This is a genomic window from bacterium (Candidatus Blackallbacteria) CG13_big_fil_rev_8_21_14_2_50_49_14, assembly GCA_002783405.1.
In the GTDB taxonomy this organism is placed as follows: domain Bacteria; phylum Cyanobacteriota; class Sericytochromatia; order UBA7694; family UBA7694.
The window spans coordinates 53,636-73,569 of the sequence record PFGG01000007.1; the positions used below are offsets into that span (position 1 = coordinate 53,636).

Consider the following 19,934-nt stretch of genomic DNA (forward strand, 5'->3'; position numbering starts at 1 on the left):
AAATTTGAGGGTTTCAAGATGGGTATTTTAGGGCCTCTTTCTCAGTTTTTACGCAGAAAGCATGTCAAACGCTTTGAAGCGGCTTGCAGAGAGCCCGAACCCGCACAGTGGCAAAAACTCGCTCAAATTTTAAAAGCCAACGCAGCCACAGCCTACGGCAAAGCTCATGGTTTTGATTCAATTCAATCGGTTCAGGAATACCAGGCAAAAGTTCCGATTGTTACCCATGCAGACCTCAAACCCTGGCTGGATCGCATGATTCAAGGTGAAAAACAAGTACTCACCCACCAGGATCCTCTGTTTTATGGCATGACCACAGGTTCAACCGGCCCCCCCAAACTCACACCCATTACCCCCGATTATCGCGATGAGTATCAATCCGTAGTTCAGGTTTTTCTGGCTGGAATTTATACAGATCACCCCCGAGCCTTTGATGGCAAGGTTTTATATTTCAATGGCAGTGCCGATAAAATGCGCACCCCCACAGGTATTCCCTGTGGCACCATGAGTGGATTTAACTTTGTCAATTTGCCCCCGCTTTTAAAAAAGTTTTACGCTGTGCCCTATGAAATCATGGTGATGGAAGACAATTGGAGCCGCCTCTATCTGACCGCTCTTCTGAGTCTGCCCCAGCGGGTTTCGATGTTGCTGGGCATTACCGCAGCCCCCATGATTGCCCTTTTGCAATTTATGCAGGAGCACTTGCCCCTTCTATTGAATGACCTGGAATTGGGAACACTTCACCCCGATTTAATCATGACACCCGCTGAGCGAAGTCTGGTGGAGTCCCTACACAAGGCCCATCCCAAACGGGCCCAAGCCTTAAGAGCCACCCTAAAGGCTGCTCAAACCGATCCCAAATCACTCTGGCCAGGCCTTGAACTGATGGTCTGCTGGAAAAGCAGCCATGCGGGCAGCTTGATTCCAGCCTTGGAGAAACTGACCCTGAAAAAAATTCCGATTCGCGATGCGATCTATTCGGCCACAGAAGGCTGGTGCAATGTGCCCCTCAGTGATCAGATTTTGGGCGGCCCCTTGGCGCTTCAGGCTCATTTTTATGAATTTGTGCCCGAAAACAGTGAAAATCACAGCCCCATACTCCTGGCCCATCAACTTCAGATTGGTCAGCGCTACCGCATTCTCTATACGACCTCTTCAGGCATTTACCGCTACGATATTGGCGATATTCTTGAAGTCAGTGGTTTTTATCAGCAGAATCCGATCGTTCACTTTATTCGCAAAGCCGGACAAACCTGCAACCTGGTGGGTGAGTTGATGACCGATTACCATATCACCCAGGCCATTCAGGCTGCAAGCCAGAATTTAGAAATTGAACTTCCCTTTTATATCGCAAGTCCTGATACAGAAAGTTTTCCCCCCCGTTACCAAATTTGGGCAGAACCCTCAGCAGATCTTCAACCCGAACAGGTTTCCCGACTGGCTGAAAGTCTGGATCAGGAGCTGAAAAACTTAAACTGTGATTATAAATCCTCACGTGGAGACGAGCAATTGGCCCCGCTTGAACTTAAAATTCTGCCGCCAGGCGCCCAAGAAGAATTTCGTCAACGCCGCATCGCCGCTGGGGCTGATGAAGCGCAATTAAAACCCATGGTACTGATCGCCGAGCCCGAACGCTTGAAAAGCATGCTGAAACTCGCATGAGCCCGCCAGAAATCTCAAGTGAAAGTATCCATGCCTGGCGATTTCAAGCATCGGGGCTCGTTCAGCCTTTTCAGAATCTTCAAAGCTGTGCCCGTCAACTCTGTGGCTTGCAGGCTCAGATTCATGTGGCGGCAGGCCTTGCCGCTTCTGCCCGTGTCAAAGACCTGACGCTTTCCGGGTTTGATGCAAGCTTGTGGCAAGCTCGTTCTCTTGTCAAAATCTGGGGACAAAGAGGCACCTTACACGTTTATCAGCAAGCAGATTGGCCTCTGATTCAGCGTGTTTGGAACGGGAGCTCGTGGTGGAAACGCCGTTACCTTGAAGCTGGATTGGGCAAGGCTCAAGACTATGAGGCCTTGATTCAACAGGTTGAAAAGCTGGCCCTGAGCAGCGAAGTTGTGGGGCGTTCAGACTTGCGCAACGCAGGTTTCCCCGACAGTCTGCTGTCTTCTTGGGGGGGGATTTTTTCAGATCTGGTCTATCGCGGCTTGCTCTGTCATGCCCCTCGGGCGGGCAGTGAAGGTAAATTTGCGCACCGTGCCAATTGGTTACCCAGCTTGCCCTGGGTCTCGCCCGCTGATGCACACGCCCGCAAGGAAGTCATTCGTCGCTATCTCGCCGCCTATGGGCCCGCAACAGCACAGGATTTGGCGCATTGGGCAGGTTGGCCTGTGGCCCAGGCGCGCACGCTTTTATCGGCAAAATCTGCAGACTGGGAAGCCGTTCAAGTGGCTGGGCAAGTGCAGTGGCTTTTGCGCCAAGATCTTGATAGCTTGCGTCAAGCCGAACAGGCTGACCTGCCCTTGATGCTGCTCTCCCGTTTTGACCCCCTGATTCTGGCGCATAAGGACAAATCCTGGTTGATTGAACCTGCGGATTATAAAAAGGTCTGGCAAAAAGCAGGGCATGTCGAGGCTTGTTTTTTGGAGCAGGGAAAAATCTTGGGAACCTGGCGCTACCAACGCAAGAGCACGCGGCTTCAACTCAATTTTTATCCCTTTGCCCCGCTCAAAACCAACATGAAAAAAAAGCTTGAAAACAGAGCCCAGGAAATTGCCAAGTTTTTTGAGCTTCAGCAGCTGGAATGCCAGTTTCAGGACGGTGTATAGTCTAAGTTTCGGCCCTCTCCGAAGCGAAAGCTTCGCGAGCAATAAAATCGAAAAGGGTATTCAGACAGGGGGAAGACACCTGTCTCAGAGAAACCAGTGCCAAACGGCTTTGAAGATTAAAAGCTGGCCTTGAATTCTACGCCCACTCTACCGCCATCTTTGACAGAACCCTTCAATTTTAGCGAGGAATCAGAAAAGCCCCCCAAATGAAGGTTTTTCTTGTAGGTGATATTGCCACCTGAGGCAATATGCGCAACCCCCCCCACCGCCTCAAGGGTTTTTACCCCCCCCGAACCGATCCATTCTTCTGCCGCATCACGGGTATTGCGAATAAACTCGCCTTTGCTCATGGGCTGGGGGTCTTTCACAGGCAAAGGAGGGACATCAACAAAATCAAAATGGGTCATGGCCTCTGTTGCACGGTGAGGCCCCATTTTCACTTGATCATGGGGCAGTGAAACATATTCATTTCGCGCTTCTGTGGGCCCCATGTCTTTCGGAAGGCTCAAATCCAAACGAGGACTGAGCGCCTGTAAACCTGTTGGAATTTGGGAAGATCCTTGAATTGAAGGCATAGCTTATTTCCTGATGTACTCGCCTTCAAAGATAACAAAAATGAGTGCACAAAATCAAGGGGGAGAGATCCCCCACACAGTATAATGCCCTATTTCCCTGGCAAAACGCTTGTATCAAAACACTCAGGAGATGCATTCAGCATAGCAGACAGTCAGCACCGCTTCATTGACCTGAAATCGAATATGGGTGCTGCCATACTCAAAGGCATAAACCCGTTCAGGATCCTTTTGATAGCGTGGACGGGGATCCTGGGCCAAGATCGCTCTGAGGGCTGCACGGTCTTTTTCGGCAATACACACCAGCCAAATATCAGGAATCACCACCTCCAAGCTTGGACAGGGTTGCACAGCGGCATAGCTGCTCACAGCATCCGGATGTGCATCGGTATAGGCAAGGTAGGGCTTGATATCAAAGATGGGGGTCTGGTCTAAGAGATCAGCTCCTGAAACATAGAGCACAGGGCCAAACTTTGAATCCAGCTCAATCCGTTTGAGTTTGACCGATGAAAGCCCGATCGCATTGGGGCGAAAGGGAGAACGCGTTGCAAAAACTCCCATTCTCTTTTCGCCTCCCAAACGGGGAGGACGTACCGTTGGTGACCAGTCTTTTCTTTCTGTTTCTGAAAATTTCCAAATCAACCAAAGGTGTGAAAATCCTTCTAAACCGCGCAGCGCATCGGGGTTGCGAAAAGCGGGTTCAAAAATAATCTGTCCCTCGGTTTCTTCTACAATTCCACTTTGGCGGGGAATTCCAAATTTAGAATGAAAATCAGTACGAATATGGGCAATAATTTTCATTTGATGCTGGTAGAGCTGAGGTTCCAGCATTGTAGTTGAATCTTCAGCTGAATCGCCCTGCTTTTGTTGGGTGTCCATTTTTTGGACCTCTTTGCGTAGTGTTTTCATTGTACCGATTCACTTCAAAACTTGGGGCAAAGAATCAAGATCCAGATTTCTCCCAATACTTGTAAAATAGTAGGCGTATAAACAGGCTAAAAACAGAATATTTATAGGATAGCGAAAATGCCAAGCTCAAACAAAGTCAAAATCGAAGATATCACGATAGGAGAAGGCCCTGGGGCAGAGGCAGGAGATTTCATCCGGGTACACTATATTGGCAAACTTGAAAATGGGAAGGTATTCGATAACTCCTACGAACGAAGCCACCCACTTGAATTTCAGCTGGGGTCTGGTGAAGTCATTCAAGGCTGGGATCTGGGCATGGAAGGTCTTCAAGCCAAGGGTAAGCGCAAATTGACCATTCCCCCGGCTCTGGGGTATGGAAAACGGGATATGGGAGAAATACCCCCCCATTCAACCTTGATCTTTGAGGTCGAACTGGTCGAAATTCTGAGTTTTTAAGCATCAAGTTGAACAATAGCTTTTTCAAAGCTGACACAATGAGCAGGAAAATGCTCAGAGCCGTTATTCGACTCCCATGGGTCTTTCCTGCTTTTTATTCAACTTAGATTCTAACCAGAGGATTAAAACGGCACCTAAAGTATAGCTCAGAATATCCAGCCAATCGAAGGTTGTGCCAATCAGAACTCGCACCCAAAAAAATTTCTCAAGGCGCAAAAGCCCAACCAAATTCAGGGCCTGTAAAAACTCTACCCCACAGGCAAACCCCCACACGCCCCAGAGAATGTTTTGGTATTTCACGCTTAGAAAACTTTGAAAAAAGCAATACATCAGAAAAACAACCAACATATCTCCTAAAAAGGGACGCACAAAATCATCGTGAACAAAAACAGCGATCAAGAATTCGATCCATAAGATTGCCCCAAAACTCAAAAAGTAAAAGGACTTAAATTTGAATTTCATGCTGTAAATCTTTATTCCTTCTTTCAACTATACGCTCAGAACACAATCCCGGCGACACGCATAGAGTTTAAGCAAAGTGCGCCAAAAGTTCTCGATTTGTGGGAAAGCGATCGATTAATTTTTGCAGGTTTTTCATCGCGGCGACGGGCTCTGAACGGTTTCCGCTTAAATAAGCGCGCAAAGCCTGACGGGAGACATTTTCACTGTCTGAAAAAAAGAGTTCCTCCCGCCGTGTACTGCTCTTAAACAGATCAAGCGCAGGATAAATTCTCTGCTGGGCCAATTCTTTGGATAGCACCAGTTCCATATTGCCAGTCCCCTTAAATTCCTCAAAAATAATGGAGTCCATTAAACTGCCTGTATCCACAAGAATCGTGGCAAGGATCGTAATCGATCCCTGCCCCTCCACATTCCGGGCTGCCCCAAAGATTTTACGTGGTAGCGTCAGGGCCGAAGCACTTAGGCCCCCCGACAGGGTTCGGCCTTTGTCTAGATTCTGTGTTTGAAAAGCACGGGTTAAGCGGGTCAAGGAATCTAATAGGATCAAGACATGCTGCCCTGCTGCCGCAGCAGCGAAAGCTCTGGGCATCATTTCTGCAACCACGGCCTGGTGCTGCTCAGCTGGCTGATCCAAAGAAGAAGCATAAACGGCACCACTGGCGTTGCGGCGAAAATCCGTGACTTCTTCGGGGCGCTCATCTATCAAAAGACAATATATCTGCATCTCAGGATATCCTTTGGCAACCGCACGGCAAACTTCCTGTAAAAGGGTAGTCTTTCCCAAACCTGGAGAGGCCACCAGCAACCCTCTTTGCCCACGTCCGATCGGGCAGATCAAATCCAGAGCCCGCGCGGCAAAAGAAGAACTCCCACGTTCCAAACAAATCTGAGGGGCAGGATATAGCGCAGATCCAGCCAGGAAAGACGCTTCAGCTCCCCCACCGGGAGGATTGTTAAAAGGCTGATTCATTGCGATTTTTTCCATTCTGCACTTAACTTAAGATGCAGCATTATAACTCCTCCCCAGAATACAATCGGGCTCTCCCCTGACTTTCTGAGCGGATCAAACTCACTTCACACGCTATTTTCTTTGGTTCAAAAGAGAGTTAAACTGTTTTACAAACATATAAGAAGATGGGTACCTGCTATGAAAAAGATCGTCATCGGCGTCTATGCTTTATGCAGTCTGGGAATGGGTTTGAATCTCAGCTTGTCAACCACGGCTGCCTGGGCCCAGGAAACCCCTCAAACCTCTCTTGATTGGATTGAAAAGGGCATCATCCTCTATGACCATCAAGATTACAAAGGGGCCTTGGAAGCACACAACCAAGCCATACTGCTCAATCCAAATCTGGCGCGGGCCTTTATTGAAAGAGGATTGACCTACCATGCCTTGGGCCAATACAAAGAAGCCCTTGCCGATTATGATCAGAGCCTGAAATTAGATCCTCAAAATGCCATGGCTTATAATAACCGGGGCTATACCTATCAGGTTCTCAAGCAATATCAAAAATCAATTGAAGATTTAAACCACGCTATTCAGTTTGATCCCAAACTTACGATTGCCTATATTAACCGTGGATTGACTTATTATTATTTAAAAGATTTAACGAAATCCTCCGCAGACTATTCAAAGGCCATTCAAATCAGTCCTCAAAATGCCAAAGCCTATAACAACCGGGGCTGGAATTTTTATCAACTCAAACAATACAAACAAGCTCTCGCGGATTTTGATCAAGCGATTCAAATCAACCCCAATTATAAAATTGCCCTTTATAACCGAGGAGATTGCTTCAAGGCCATGGGAAAACTCACCCAAGCCGAAGCAGATTATACGCGGGCCGAAAAGCTGAAATAAGCGAGAAGAAAATCTCTCCCAGTTCTGGTTTCAGGAGCAAATACCATAGATACTCAGCATGATCTCCCCAAGCCACGCTTGAAATCTTTCTATTCGCTGCAAAAAAAATTAGAGAACTTCTCTGATCAAGAAATGATTGCGCTGATAGATTTCTCTAATCTTCAAGCAGGATGGGGCTGGAACCAAACCCTGGAAATAGAGGGCCAGAAAGTCTTTGTCAAAGGCATTCCCCTGACAGCACGTGAAATGGAGAATCCCACTTCAACAGCCAACTTGTTTCAGTTGCCAGAATATTATCACTATGGGGTGGGTTCTGCCGGGTTTGGGGCGAGGCGGGAACTCTTGGCCCATCTGAAAACCTCAACAATGGCTGAAACAGGGGTCTGCGAAAATTTCCCCCTGCTTTACCATTACCGGCAGGTGCCCCGGCATCCAGAAGCAGGGAAGCAAACACAAAGCAAACCTGATGCCTATTTCAGCTACTGGGCTCAGAATCAAGCCATTCAAGAATATGTAAAGGCGCGAGAGCAGGCCCCTGCTGAATTGCTCTTGTTTATTGAATATTTTCCCCATTGTCTGCATCAATGGTTATCTGCGCATCAAGAAAAAACTCCAATGTTTTTGACCCAGATGGAAACCGCCTGTCACCACCTCAAAACCCAGGGCCTCTTGCATATGGATGCGCATTTTAAAAACATCATGACCGATGGAGAGCGCTTTGTGCTCACGGATTTTGGCATGCTTCTGGATCAAGCATATGAACTTGATTCCGTAGAACAGCAATTTATGCAGCGACACCGCGACTATGATTCCCATCAAATTCTGCTGAGTTTGGGCCTTGAAGCCTACCAAACCTTTCTCAGACTGGAGCAAAACCAGAAAATTCGGCTTCAACAAAAATTGAACCCTTTTTCCGAAACAGAGAAGACTGAAGCCGCCTGGTTTCTAGAAAATATTTCAGATCCTGAACTTCAGGCTATCTGTGGCATTGTGCCATTTTTAGCAGAGGTGCTTGGCACCCATCAAGCAAAGCTCCTGGCTTTTTTAAGTTTTTTTTCAGATCTGAGGGCAGACCCAAACAAGCAGGCACGGTATGATAACTACTTAAAAGCAGCCCCAGGCAGTCCATTGACCAAGAGCATTTCAGGGAGAAAAATCGATGTCGGAACTCAAAAACACTTATTTAGAACTGATTCATAAACTTTTTAAAACTTTTAAAACGCAAAACTACCATGAAGCAGCTTCCCTCCTGTCTCCTGAGTTTAAATTTACAAGCCCCTACAATGATGCCATCGACAAAACCAGTTATTTTGAGAGCTGTTGGCCGAATGCGCATTTATTGCAAGATCTCACCTTGGAACGGATCATGATCGACGGCCCCGCAGCCTTTGTCAGCTATGAAGCCAGCACCTCTGAGGGTATCAAATTTCGCAATACCGAATTTTTCAGCTTTGAAGGTGATCAAATCAGCAGCATTGAAGTGTATTTTGGAGCTGCTTACCAGAATGGAATTTTCAGCCGCATGCGCTGAACGCCGATTATCTGGCTAAAATATTTTGCCATAAACGCTTCGCGTTTCAGTTATAGGAACTCTTTTCTGATGGCGGGGTTCAGCAAAGTATTGCCTGAACAATCTAAACCCGGCATGTTCGGTAAATCACAGGTTAATTTTCGATTCTCGGTGAAAGGTTTCTGTTTCAGTTCAGAATTTTGAGACGTTCTGTGAATAAAAGAGTGGAGATCAGAAATTTTGCCCCCTGATTGGATTCAAACCCACGTGCTGGAATGGTATCGTGAATAAATGAGCGACGCAGATATTCACCCTTCACTTGAAGCAAATCAGCACAACGCAACAGAAGAGGCTGAACTGCTTGAGTTTCTGCTACGCGAACTCAATATTGATCAGGCAATTGTCGATCTCTTGCTTCAGGATCAACGCACACGCTTCGACAAAGCCCTCGAAAAGCTTCAGGGAATCGCCTATCTCTTCGAAGTGGAAAGCCGAACACTTTGTATACAGGACTATCTCAGCGGTGAAATTATCAACCAGATTCCTCTGATCGCTGAAAACAGCAGTGTTTTTTCGATGAGTGGCCCCCCCAGCTTAGACACAGAACACTGGGAAGCCTGGGCTTCTGCCTATTGTTATCTTGATCGCAGGAATGGAGATATTGAACATATCCACAAAGTCTCTCCCCATGCGCAATCACATCGTTATGGCCTGGTAAAAACAGAAAGCGCTTGTTTTCAATACACTTCACATCCCTATCAAACAGAAAGGCTGGCCCAAACCCGGCAGAGCCTTTTCCATCAAGTACATAAATCAGGCCCTTCTCAGACTGCCTACGATCTTTATTTATCAGAAGACGGTTTGTTCTTATGCCTCAGTGATCGCGAAGCCGGAATTTTGCATATTATTTCAACCGAGAGTAATCAATGGCTGGGTCAGGTCGCGATTCGCAATCCAGGCAGTACCAAGGCGCTTAATCTGGCCTTTGATTATTACGAACCCAAGGTCTATATTACGGATAACCAGTCGCCTGTTCTGTATTGCCTCAATCTTCAAAGCCTGGAAATCGAAGAAGTGATGCGCGGTTTTACCGGGCAAATATTTGGCAATATCGTGCGCTCACCCGATATTCGTTTTTTGTTTATGCTTCAGTATCATCCCGGTGTCACGCTCCAATATGTCAATATTGAAACAGGAGAATATGAAGAGGAGATTGCTTTAAAGGGCAACTTATTCAGTACCCAGCAAATCGATCCCTGTGATTTAATCACCCTGAGCCCGGATCTCAATTTGCTCTTTGTCGTCACCAGTCACAATGATCCCACCCCCTTTACGCCCCTGATCACCGTGATTGACCCCCACCAGTTCCAAGTCATGCACGCCCAAAGCATTCCCAATGCGCTCAAAGAACAGACCAAACCTTTGGGCTTGGTTTTTTCAATCCACAACCAGATCGTTCAAGAGCAAAAATCCGCACTCGAACTGCTGCAGAGAAGTGGCTGGATTCCCGCTGAGACCCTGCCAGAATTAAAAGACAAACACCAACTGCAGTCAGCACAAGATTTGGCAGAGACAGAACGTATTGCCTCTGAAAAAGGAGATTTGGGACAAGGCAATGTTCCTGCTCTGGCACCCGTTGAGGCCGAGTATATGGCGCTCAACGCCAAATTGGCAATTCCTGCGATTCTTTACGCTTTGAGTCAAAAGCTCTATCAACAGACAGAAATCGAACTCTCGTTTCACGATGAAGAAAATACCCGCTTTAAACAACTCAGTGAAGCATACCGTCAGACTTTAGAAACCCATGATCTGGTCGAAGTCCTGATTCCCGATATCCTCGGCGAACACTGTTTAGAGACGGTCTTGACCCGCCAGGACATTCTCAGCTTGATGGCCAATGTTTCGGCTGATACGCAACGTATCGCGCGTCCGCCCCATGCCTGTCCTGCCTGTAATACAGCCTTAAAAGGCAATTGGGACTGTCCGCAATGTTTTTTAGAATTGGAAAGCCCCCATCGCGCTGAGCGGAAAAAACGCTCCTCGCTCAATAGTTTGGGAGCCTTGCCCCGCTTTCACCTTTTGCTGGCCGATCCCAAACGCCGCCGCCTGCTGATCCTGGATGATCACAAAACCATTGATTGGGAACTCAGAGCCCAAGAAATGGAACAGGAGGGAGATGAGCGTAAAATCAATTTTTGGAATGCCCTGTGGCTGAATAAACAGAATATTCTCGTAGTTGATAAACTTGCCAACCAGGTGTTTGAATGCAGCCCCATGGGCACCATCAGTTGGTCAGTGCATCAGGAACTTTCTGAAGATCATGTGCTCAACCAGCCCGTTAAGGCCAGTTTTTACAGCGAAGAATACCAAGAAAGCAAAGGGCTGATCGAAGAGTTCCTGATCGTCGACCAGGGAAATCACCGCGTGCTGATCATCAACCGCAAACAAGAAATTCTCTGGCAATACGGCGTAAGAGGCGAAGCAGGGGCTGAAGCAGGTTATTTAAATACACCCTCCGATCTGCAAAAAACCTATGATGGAACCTATTTAATCGCAGATACAGGCAATCACCGGGTGATTGAGGTCAGAGATCAGGAGATTATCCGCAGTTATGGTTTTAAACAGGGTTTGAATTCTCCCATTTACGCGCAGCGCCTCTTGGATCAAGACACCTTGATTGTCGATGCAGGGCATTTTCGCTTGCTGGAAGTTGAGCTGGATGGCGAAATTGTGCGTGAAACCTATTACTATACCCACGAAATGCCCGCTGAAATGCGCATGGAAACGCCCAGCCGGGTCTACCGCAGAGAAAAACAGAGCATTGTTTTGATGGACGAAGACAAAGTAATTGAAATTCAGCCCCATCAACAGAAATTGATCTGGTCTTCTTTGCTGAAACACCTTTCTCGCCGGATCGAAATCAAACGCGATGCTTTCGATAAACGGGATTCGTATATTCAATCCTTTGATCATTACCGCCTGCCCACGCTTGAAGAACTATTTGAAAGGCTGCGAGAGACCAATCGGCTGCAAGACTCAAGCGGGATCGCAGAAAAAATCATGGAGCGCTTTCAAACCCTGCTCGAAATTCACCGCGAAAATGATCAACAACGTGAACGCAAAACCCAGGTTAAACATATCAATGACGAACCCCTCCAGGATGTCTCCATTTACGTCATCGATCGGGTCAACCACCAAATTATCCGAATCGACCACGCAGGACAGGATCATTGGCATTTTGGAACCGATCCAGCCCATCGCCTACAACGGCCAGGGCATATCTATGAAACCCCCAAGAGCTTGCTGATAGCGGATACTCTGCACAATCTGGTTTTAGAAGTTGCACTTGAGGGGCAGGAAGTGCTACAAATTTTCGGTGAAGAGGGAGAACTTTTAAGACCCCGAAGTGCCTTTCGTACCCTGATGGGCACCACGCTGGTGGCCGATCAGGGCAACCGTCGCCTGGTTGAATTCAATGCCAAGGGCGAAATCATCTGGGAATATAAAAAGCACAGGGAAATTGCCTCGCCTTACTATGCTGAAGCCCTTGGCCAAGGCACGATTTTATTTGTAGATCAGGGGCTGCATATGGTCAAGGAAATTACCCGTGAAGGGGAATTGATTTGGTCCTATGGCCAACCCAGCCGGATTGGCACCGAAGAAAATCAACTCACCAGCCCAGAATTTGCAACCCGCCTGCATTCAGGCGCGATTCTGATTGCCGATACGGGCAATAACCGCATCATCGAAGTTTCGCCCAAACGCAAATTGCTCTGGGAGTTTTCAGGGAATAAAAAACACCAGATCCAAAGGCCGATAGCCTGCCAACGCATGAACAATGGCAATACCCTGATTGTGTATAATTCTTCGCGCAATATGCTAGAGGTCAACCAGCTCGGAGAATCCTGCTGGTTTTTTGAATTGGGCCTTGAACCCATGATCCGTCTGGTATAGAGTTCAAAGCTTCTCGAATTCCCCCCCCTTTCACTGAAGGTCGATCTTCTGCTTGAATAAAAGAATCGACCCATGACCAGCAAGCAAGCCTGAATCAGATTGGAAAAACAATGAGCCCTGAAGAAATTCAAACCCTCTCAGTGGATGAAGCCAAGCCCCTCTTTGAAGATAATTTGGCGATTTTTATTGACGTAAGAGATCCACATAGTTTTAGGGCTGGGCATATTCCCGGCGCAAAACATGTCAACGACCACAATCTTGACGCATTCTTAGAAAATGCCGACAAATCAAAAGCCTATATTGTTTACTGTTACCACGGCTATTCCAGCCAGGGGGGAACCGCTTATTTTCTTGAAAACGGCTTTCAAGATGTGAAAAGCCTGGACGGCGGTTTTAGCGCCTGGCAACAAAAATTTCCGATGCTTACGCAGGCAAAAATTGAATCAGCAGACTCTCAGTGAGCGCACAGCTTTATGTCAAATACCGCACAATTAGAAGAGAAGTTGAAAATCTGTTTCACTCAAGGCCAGTGGGCCGAGGCTGAATCGCTGTGTTTGAAGTTGATCAGCCTGAATCCAGGGAGATCAGACTTTACGCTCAAGCTTGTTAAAATTCGCGCCAAACAGGAACGTTTTGAAGAATCTCTACAAACCCTTGAACCCCTGTTCAACGTGGAACCGAAAGCGGATCTCTATGCCCTAAAAGGACAGATTTTGGCCTTGATGGGGCGGAATGACGAAGCACTTAAAGCCTTAGAAACAGCACTGTCTCAAGGCTCCCATAACGCTGAGGTGCATTATCTCTATGGTCTTTTAACACTTGATCTGGGCAAACTCAACTTGGCCTGGCCACACTTGATTCAGGCCTGGAAATTACAGCCTGAAAACGCCTATTTTGGTTCAGTCGCCTTGTTTCACAGCCTTGCCTATCCAAAGATTGATGATACACAACGTGCTGAACTCTATAAAAATTGGGCAAATCAATATTTAAATCCCCTCACTCCTGCACAAAGCCACTTTAAAAACGCTCCCGATCCCAAACGCAGACTTCGGATCGGCTTCGTATCAGGAGATTTTTGCTCTCATGCGGTCAATACCCTGCTTCTGCCACTGTTTGAAAAACTCGACCGAGACCCTTTTGAAATTTTTGCCTATGCACAAATTTTTAGAAAACGAGATGAAAAAACCGCGCTCTTTCAAAAGCTGTCTGATCACTGGCTTGAAATCCAGAATTTAAGCTCTGATCAGGTCTTTCAAATCATCCAGTCCGATCAAATTGATATTCTGATCGATTGTTCAGGACACACAGAAGGTGAACGACTGGAGGTTTTTGCAAAAAAGCCTGCGCCTGTACAAATCACTGGATTTGGTTTTGTATTTACAACAGGTTTAAAGGCGATTGATTATCTCTTCTCAGATCCCATTGCGATTCCTCCTGAGCGAGAATCCTTGTTTGCTGAACGCATCCTGCCTTTGCCGAGTCAATTGCTTTGGTATCCCAGTTCAAGCCCTATCCAGCAACTTGAACTCACTCCTCTCCCCTGCGAAAGCAATGGCTTTATCACCTTTGGTTCAGGCAACCGACTTTTCAAATTAAATGAAACCGTGATCAAGCTCTGGTCTAAACTGCTCAAGAAGATCCCTCAATCGCGTTTGGTGCTTAAATCGAAAGAATTCGATCAAGCGTGGATTCGCCAGGTCTTTCAAGAAAACTTTGCCAGCCAGGGCATCTCACCCGATCGCCTGAGATTCTATGGAAAAACCGCTTTGACAGAGCACCTCAAGTTTTACAACGAAATCGATATCGCCTTGGATCCTTTTCCTTATAATGGCGGAATTACAAGCTGTGAGGCCCTGTATATGGGAGTTCCCGTGATCGTGCTGAATGATGGAGCACTGCGTACTGGCCCTTCGCTTCTCACGCTGACAGGCATACCTGAACTATTGGCCAAAAGCCCAGAAGATTATCTGAAGATCGCCACTGAACTGGCAAACAACCGCGATCTTCTGCGCGGTTATCGTCAAAATCTACGCACCCAATTGCTCAATTCACCTGTGGCAGACACCCAAGGCTTCGTCAGCCACGTGTCTTCAGCCTTACGTACTGCTTGGCAAACATGGTGTCATGAACAAAGAAGTTAAAATCAAGAAGTGCTGACGATTCATGCCTCTGCTTGGAGAGAAGCTGTATCCGCAGTTCTTTGGCCTAACATCAGCCCCGCATAAACCGCAAACGAAATGCCAAAGCTGATAAACCAGGCGTAATTGTACATCTGAATCCAGATCGGGGCGACCTGAAGCGTACCAATCGTGCCTAAAAAGCCAGGGATACAGGGCAGGATTCCCAAAACCAGAGCAATCACGGCCTTGGGATTAAAACCTCCGCCATACCAATAGGGGCCATTTTTGCGATAGAGCCCCGGCAAGTCCAGTTCAGTTTTGCGAATCACAAAATAATCGGCAATCAAAATGCCTCCGACTGAACCCAGAAGCGAAGAATAGGCCACCAACCACTTAAATATATAGCCAGTGGGGTCCGAGACCAGTTTCCAGGGCTGAATTAAGATCCCGATCACTCCAGTGATATAGCCCCCTGTACGAAAGGAAATCTTTTCAGGCCAGATATGGGCGAAATCATTGGCAGGGCTGACCACATTGGCTGCGATATTGGTCGCCAGGGTGGCAATACCCAAGGAAAGCATGGCAATCACAATCACAACGGGGTTGGTAAAGCGCGCAAGCAGTTCAACAGGATCCCAAATCGCTTTGCCGTAGATCACCACGGTAGCTGAAGTAACGGCCACGCCAATAAATGAATACAAACCCATGGTCGGAGGCAAACCAATCGCCTGCCCAATGATCTGATCTTTTTGAGAATAGGCGTAGCGGGTGAAGTCGGGAATATTGAGTGAAAGCGTGGCCCAAAAGCCCACCATGGCCGTCAAAGCAGGAAAGAAAAAGAGCCAAAATTGACCGGCCTTGGGCTGCCCCGCCGCAAAGGCTGAAGGCTTCGCAAACATCGGGCCAAAGCCCCCCGCAGCCACATAGGCCCAGGCCAAAAGCGCCAAGCCCAAAAGAATCAGGAGCGGCGCTTTGATATTCAAAAGTACGCGGATTGAGTCAATGCCCTTATAGATCACGAACATATTGATGGCCCAGAAAAACAGAAAACAGGCCAACTGTGGCAAACTGATTCCCAAAATAAATTTGGGCAGGGAGGCCCAACTGGGGTTATAGACTTCGAGCATTTTGTAGATCGCCCAGCCCCCAATCCAGGCCTGAATACCAAACCAGCCACAAGCCACCAAAGCCCTCAAAAGCGCAGGGATATTGGCACCCAGCACGCCAAAAGAGGCACGGCAATAGACAGGAAAAGGAATGCCGTATTTGGTACCGGCATGGGCATTGAGCACCATGGGCAGCAGCACAATAATATTGCCAAGAAAAATGGTAATAACTGCCTGCCACCAGCTCATGCCCTGCTCAATCAAGGAAGAAGCCAGCATATAGGTGGGCACACAAGCCGACATCGAAATCCAGAGCGCAGCGATATCTCGGGTGCCCCATTTGCGTTCACTGCGTCCTGTTGGCGCCATATCTGCACTGTAATAGGGAGAAGCACTGACGTCTTCTTTTAACTCTCGAATTTCATCTTGCGCTTGGGCCATGATCACCTCAGATTGCGGTAAATTTTTTACAGCATAGCATTTTTTTCAAAAAAAGCCACTCAGCCGAGCCAAAGATAACCTGTTTCTGCAATTTGGAACCCCGCAATCTGTAACTCACGTTCACGCAGAGCTTGCCCTCCCTGAAGGGCATAGAAGCGGGAAGCATGTAGATTCTCACGGGCGACCCAGACCAAGATTCCCTGATAGCCTGCCTTGTGCAATTCTTCAAACCCCTTGTAAAGCAGAGCTTTCCCAATTCCCAACCCCTGAGCTTCAGCCAGAAGATAGAGAGCATAGATTTCTCCCTGGGCCTCTGGCTCTTGCGAACGCTCAGGCCCGCCGCTGACAAAGCCCCAGATTTTGCCCGCCTTCTCAGCAACCCAAACCCAGGCCATGGCTTGAGATTCCAGCCAGTCCTGCCAGTTTTGCGTTCGTTTTTCAAGGGATTGCATCTGGAGCAGGGCGTCGGGCAAAATGCCCCGGTAGGTCGTTTCCCAGGAAGCGACATGTACAGCCGCAATCTGAGCGGCATCCTGAACTTGGGCAGGACGCAGCTTCACATTCAGAGCCGATTCAAACATCGGCACTCTTGGCGATGCCAAGCCGGGCTAAGAACTGCTCAAGGCGGTGAAAAAACTGAATTTTGTGCAAAAATGGATTCATCCAACCCGTGGTAATACAATAATATTTTGCGAAAGGAGGAGTATGGTGCACCTGGTGATGTTGGGTTTCCAGAATCAGTCGTTTCTGCTGTAAAAAGAGCATCCAAATGGGTTTTTGAGGACGATGGGCCCATTGGTGAAAGAGATTGGTCAGCACCAAAAAAAGTGCAGCGGTTGCGGCAAAGATCAGCCCAAGATCCGTAAACAAAGATTTGGGTAAAACGGCCCAAAGCCCGCCCATGCCAAGGCCCATGGGCAAGATCCAAATACAGACATGTCCGACGGTAAAAACCAAATTGCTGTGGCAGATGTCTTCAGGCAGATCATGGTGAACCCGAAACAATTCAATCGTGGGGCCAAAAACCGGCGTTTGGGGAGAGCCATAATTGTCAAAGAACCAATGGAAAAGCCCCGAAGTAAAATCACTGAGCAAGATACCCAGCAGCAGAAGCAAAGGTAGAGCCCAGGCCCACCCCCGCGCAAACAAATCCACTGCAGGAAAAAACAGACAAGCCGCCATCACAGGCCAGGTCAGCCAAACAGACAGATGCAATAGCAAGGTATAAACAGGATGGTTTTCTTCGACACGGGCAGGTGCCTGGAGATTTTCAGATTCACGGATGATAGACATGGCAAAACTCTTGCAAAAGGATTTAAAAATTATAACATAGGACTTTCCATGCAATTGAGACACCCAGGTTCCAGACGGCTTTAACAAACGCAATCAAACCAGCCCTGCCTCAGTAAGTTTTTATAAAAATCTGCCGGGTCGATTGCGAAACAAATTCAACTCAGCAGCAGGCTGCCCAGAAATCACCCAGTCTGCCACGGTTTCGCCAAGCGCACTTGCAAATTTAAAGCCATGACCGGAACAAGGGCTGACATACCAAAGCTTTGAAAATTCAGGGTGGGTATCGATCAAGAAATGGCCATCTGGGGTATTGGTATACATGCACACCGCTGATTTAACCAAGCGCGGCTTGAGTGCAGGAAAAAAGGGGTGTGCCAGCGCCAGCATATCAGCGACCTCAGTCTCAGTGACCTGGCTTTCAGCCAGGCGATCGGGCTGAATCGGCTGACCGGGCACATGAACTGCCAGTTTAAAACCCTCTCCCTCATCGGGAAAGCCATAGAGGTAGTGATCGGGCTGATACTCCAGCAGAAAAATTGGAAATTTTCCCAAAGCAAAGGGATTGGGCTGGGGGGTTTCAAACCAGAAAAGCGTCTGTCGGGTCACCTGCAAAGGCAAATTCAGTTCGGCCAGCCATTCTGAAAGCCAGGCACCTGTGCTCAGAATTAATTTTTCGCATTGGTAATCCCCCTGAGCTGTTTTCAAGAGAAAGCCGTCAGATTGGGCTTTCCAACTGAGCAGGGGTTCGTTCGTGCGAAGCTCTGCCCCCTGGGCTTGCGCCAAACGCAGGCAGGTCGCAATCGCTTTTTCAGGGTAGAGATAGCCTGCCCGTTGCTCTTCAATTCCACCAAAATGAGGGGGCAATTGAAAAGCCGGATAAGTTTGGGCCAGCAGATCTGCATTTAAGACCCGATACGGAATATTCCATGTTTCTGCGCTCGTTTGCGAGCCCTTCAGCAGAGTAGAATCTTGGGGGCCTAACATCAGACCCCCTGTCTTCTGCAAAAGCGTTTGGCCTCCCCGCAGCTCAAGGTCTTCCCAATTGCGGTAGGCCCTGCGCAATAGGGGAACATAATCCGGGTGTTCAAAATACGCTTCACGAATCACACGGGTCTGGCCATGCGAAGAGCCCCGATCATGGGGAGGGTCGAAACGATCCAGCCCCAAAACTGAAACACCCCGTTGGGCAAGATAGGCGAGTATCGCACTGCCTACAGCCCCTAAACCGACTACGGCAACCTCAGCCTTCATCCAAACACCTCCTGCTCTCGCGAATCCAACCACCACAGTATGGCATATCCCACACCTGCCATCAGCGCAAATTGAGCAAAATTCCAGGCAGGGTCAAAATGCCGGGTATGAAATAGTGCAGGGGTGCGAATCGGGGAGGGCTCATAACTGAGAATCAGAAAAGCAAAGAGATTGGTGGCCAAATGCCAGCCCATTGCCCGCTCTAGCCCCTTGTCTGTCAAAACCAGGAACCCCGCTAAAAGCGCGAAGAGAAAATAATAGCCCATAACCAACCAAGCTGTTGCAGAACCCATTTCTGGATTTTGCAGATGCACCCCAGTAAAGCACAGAGCAGCAAAAATCACTGCAAAAACAGGCTGAGGCCAGAGACGATAGACAAAACGGGGAACCAGGGTTCTAAAAAAAATCTCCTCTGCCAGTACCTGAATCGGAGTCAACAGGCAAACAGCCACGATATACGCGAATTGTTCGCCCTGCATCGCCTGGAATGAAATACTTTGGGGAAAGATCAGGGTTTCAATCAAGGTGCCCAAAATCAGCAAGCCACTCCAAAGGCAAAAGGCCTGAGTGAAACGTTCCCAGCGAAAGGGCTGCATGCCCAAGAGCAGAGAGAGCTTCTGTTTGAGAATAAAAATCTGCACCCACCCGGTGGAGATGAAGAAAAGAACAAAACCCGCATGCACAGCCAGAAAAAAATAGAGCGAAGAACCCGTAAAAAAGGTAACCTGCCAAAACTCCATCAACCCCAGGCTGGCTACACTGCCCAAACCCCACCAGGAAAATAGCACGAACAGGATTGATAATATCCACCGGCCCAAGCCGATACGCGGGTTCTGCTCTAAAAATTCAGCCATAAACGCTTTAGCCAGGAGGCCACTGCATTTGACGGCCCGCCAAGAGATGGGCATGAATATATTCCACGGTTTGCTGGCCGTCCCGGCCATGGTTAATCACCACACGGTAGCCATTTTCAGCCAGCCCCAATTCTCGGGCAACGCGAGCGACCCCCGTAAACAGCTGGCCACAGAGTTCAGGTGAAATATCTGCAAGCTGATCAAAGGATTGCTGTTTGATTTTGGGAATCACCAGGACATGCACAGGGGCCTGCGGATGAATATCGCGAAACGCGAGAATATGTTCGTCTTCATAGACAATATCAGCGGGAATTTCTTGGGCCAAGAGGCGATCAAAAAGCGTGATCGAATCAGACATAAACCACTCCTTCAGACAG

19 protein-coding genes are annotated in these 19,934 nt (G+C 48.0%); 9 read left to right on the top strand and 10 right to left on the bottom strand.

The window, feature by feature from the left end; translation table 11 throughout:
• Nucleotides 1–18 precede the first annotated feature (18 nt).
• Nucleotides 19–1,662 carry a hypothetical protein gene (locus COW20_01115; protein ID PIW50850.1) on the top strand — a complete coding sequence of 548 codons (1,644 nt, stop codon included), beginning with the start codon at nt 19–21 and terminating at the stop codon, nt 1,660–1,662.
• Nucleotides 1,659–2,771: a winged helix DNA-binding domain-containing protein gene (locus COW20_01120; protein ID PIW50851.1), complete on the top strand. Its 1,113-nt coding sequence runs from the start codon at nt 1,659–1,661 to the stop codon at nt 2,769–2,771. Before COW20_01115 ends, COW20_01120 begins: the two co-directional genes overlap by 4 nt.
• 116 nt (nt 2,772–2,887) lie before the next feature.
• Here the strand turns inward: COW20_01120 and COW20_01125 are convergent, their stop codons facing one another.
• On the bottom strand, nt 2,888–3,346 hold the full coding sequence (locus COW20_01125; GenBank protein ID PIW50852.1) for a hypothetical protein: 459 nt from the start codon (nt 3,344–3,346) through the stop codon (nt 2,888–2,890).
• Nucleotides 3,347–3,469: 123 nt separating this feature from the next.
• Nucleotides 3,470–4,174: a tRNA (N6-threonylcarbamoyladenosine(37)-N6)-methyltransferase TrmO gene (gene tsaA / locus COW20_01130; GenBank protein PIW50913.1), complete on the bottom strand. Its 705-nt coding sequence runs from the start codon at nt 4,172–4,174 to the stop codon at nt 3,470–3,472.
• A gap of 195 nt (nt 4,175–4,369) precedes the next feature.
• Here tsaA and COW20_01135 point away from each other — a divergent pair, with 195 nt between their 5' ends.
• On the top strand, nt 4,370–4,708 hold the full coding sequence (locus COW20_01135) for a peptidylprolyl isomerase (GenBank protein ID PIW50853.1): 339 nt from the start codon (nt 4,370–4,372) through the stop codon (nt 4,706–4,708).
• 63 nt (nt 4,709–4,771) lie between these two features.
• Here COW20_01135 and COW20_01140 read toward each other — a convergent pair whose 3' ends face one another.
• Together COW20_01140 and COW20_01145 are read right to left on the bottom strand one after the other, a co-directional pair.
• Entirely contained in the window at nt 4,772–5,170 is a 399-nt protein-coding gene (locus tag COW20_01140) for a DUF2809 domain-containing protein (GenBank protein ID PIW50854.1), read from the bottom strand.
• 67 nt (nt 5,171–5,237) lie between these two features.
• A complete protein-coding gene (locus COW20_01145) occupies nt 5,238–6,140 on the bottom strand; it encodes a transcription termination factor Rho (protein PIW50914.1) in 903 nt (300 codons plus the stop codon).
• 177 nt (nt 6,141–6,317) lie between these two features.
• On the opposite strand from COW20_01145, the gene COW20_01150 reads away from it, so the two are divergent.
• The 6 genes from COW20_01150 to COW20_01175 all read left to right on the top strand — a co-directional run bounded on the left by COW20_01150 (nt 6,318) and on the right by COW20_01175 (nt 14,633).
• Nucleotides 6,318–7,028, top strand: coding sequence for a hypothetical protein (locus tag COW20_01150; protein ID PIW50855.1), 711 nt, complete (start codon nt 6,318–6,320; stop codon nt 7,026–7,028).
• Between the two features lie 78 nt (nt 7,029–7,106).
• Complete coding sequence (locus COW20_01155; protein ID PIW50856.1) at nt 7,107–8,228, top strand: hypothetical protein; 1,122 nt, start codon at nt 7,107–7,109, stop codon at nt 8,226–8,228.
• A complete protein-coding gene (locus COW20_01160; GenBank protein ID PIW50857.1) occupies nt 8,188–8,559 on the top strand; it encodes a DUF4440 domain-containing protein in 372 nt (123 codons plus the stop codon). Before COW20_01155 ends, COW20_01160 begins: the two co-directional genes overlap by 41 nt.
• Before the next feature lie 270 nt (nt 8,560–8,829).
• Nucleotides 8,830–12,492, top strand: a complete 3,663-nt coding sequence (locus COW20_01165; protein ID PIW50858.1) for a hypothetical protein — start codon at nt 8,830–8,832, stop codon at nt 12,490–12,492.
• A gap of 110 nt (nt 12,493–12,602) precedes the next feature.
• Nucleotides 12,603–12,953 carry a thiosulfate sulfurtransferase GlpE gene (locus COW20_01170; GenBank protein ID PIW50859.1) on the top strand — a complete coding sequence of 117 codons (351 nt, stop codon included), beginning with the start codon at nt 12,603–12,605 and terminating at the stop codon, nt 12,951–12,953.
• A 12-nt stretch (nt 12,954–12,965) separates the two neighbouring features.
• A complete protein-coding gene (locus COW20_01175; protein PIW50860.1) occupies nt 12,966–14,633 on the top strand; it encodes a hypothetical protein in 1,668 nt (555 codons plus the stop codon).
• Between the two features lie 20 nt (nt 14,634–14,653).
• On the opposite strand, the gene COW20_01180 is transcribed toward COW20_01175, so the two are convergent.
• The 6 genes from COW20_01180 to COW20_01205 form a co-directional block, all read right to left on the bottom strand.
• On the bottom strand, nt 14,654–16,159 hold the full coding sequence (locus tag COW20_01180) for a nitrate reductase (GenBank protein PIW50861.1): 1,506 nt from the start codon (nt 16,157–16,159) through the stop codon (nt 14,654–14,656).
• Nucleotides 16,160–16,218: 59 nt separating this feature from the next.
• Complete coding sequence (locus COW20_01185; protein PIW50862.1) at nt 16,219–16,740, bottom strand: GNAT family N-acetyltransferase; 522 nt, start codon at nt 16,738–16,740, stop codon at nt 16,219–16,221.
• The gene (locus tag COW20_01190) at nt 16,733–17,452 is read right to left on the bottom strand and encodes a kua-ubiquitin conjugating enzyme hybrid localization domain protein (protein ID PIW50863.1); all 720 of its coding nucleotides are present in this window, start codon (nt 17,450–17,452) and stop codon (nt 16,733–16,735) included. The genes COW20_01185 and COW20_01190 overlap by 8 nt, the downstream gene beginning before the upstream one ends.
• Nucleotides 17,453–17,572: 120 nt before the next feature.
• On the bottom strand, nt 17,573–18,703 hold the full coding sequence (locus tag COW20_01195; protein ID PIW50864.1) for an N-methyl-L-tryptophan oxidase: 1,131 nt from the start codon (nt 18,701–18,703) through the stop codon (nt 17,573–17,575).
• On the bottom strand, nt 18,700–19,557 hold the full coding sequence (locus COW20_01200; GenBank protein ID PIW50865.1) for a hypothetical protein: 858 nt from the start codon (nt 19,555–19,557) through the stop codon (nt 18,700–18,702). Before COW20_01200 ends, COW20_01195 begins: the two co-directional genes overlap by 4 nt.
• Before the next feature lie 7 nt (nt 19,558–19,564).
• Nucleotides 19,565–19,915, bottom strand: coding sequence for a histidine triad nucleotide-binding protein (locus tag COW20_01205; protein ID PIW50866.1), 351 nt, complete (start codon nt 19,913–19,915; stop codon nt 19,565–19,567).
• Nucleotides 19,916–19,934 lie beyond the last annotated feature (19 nt).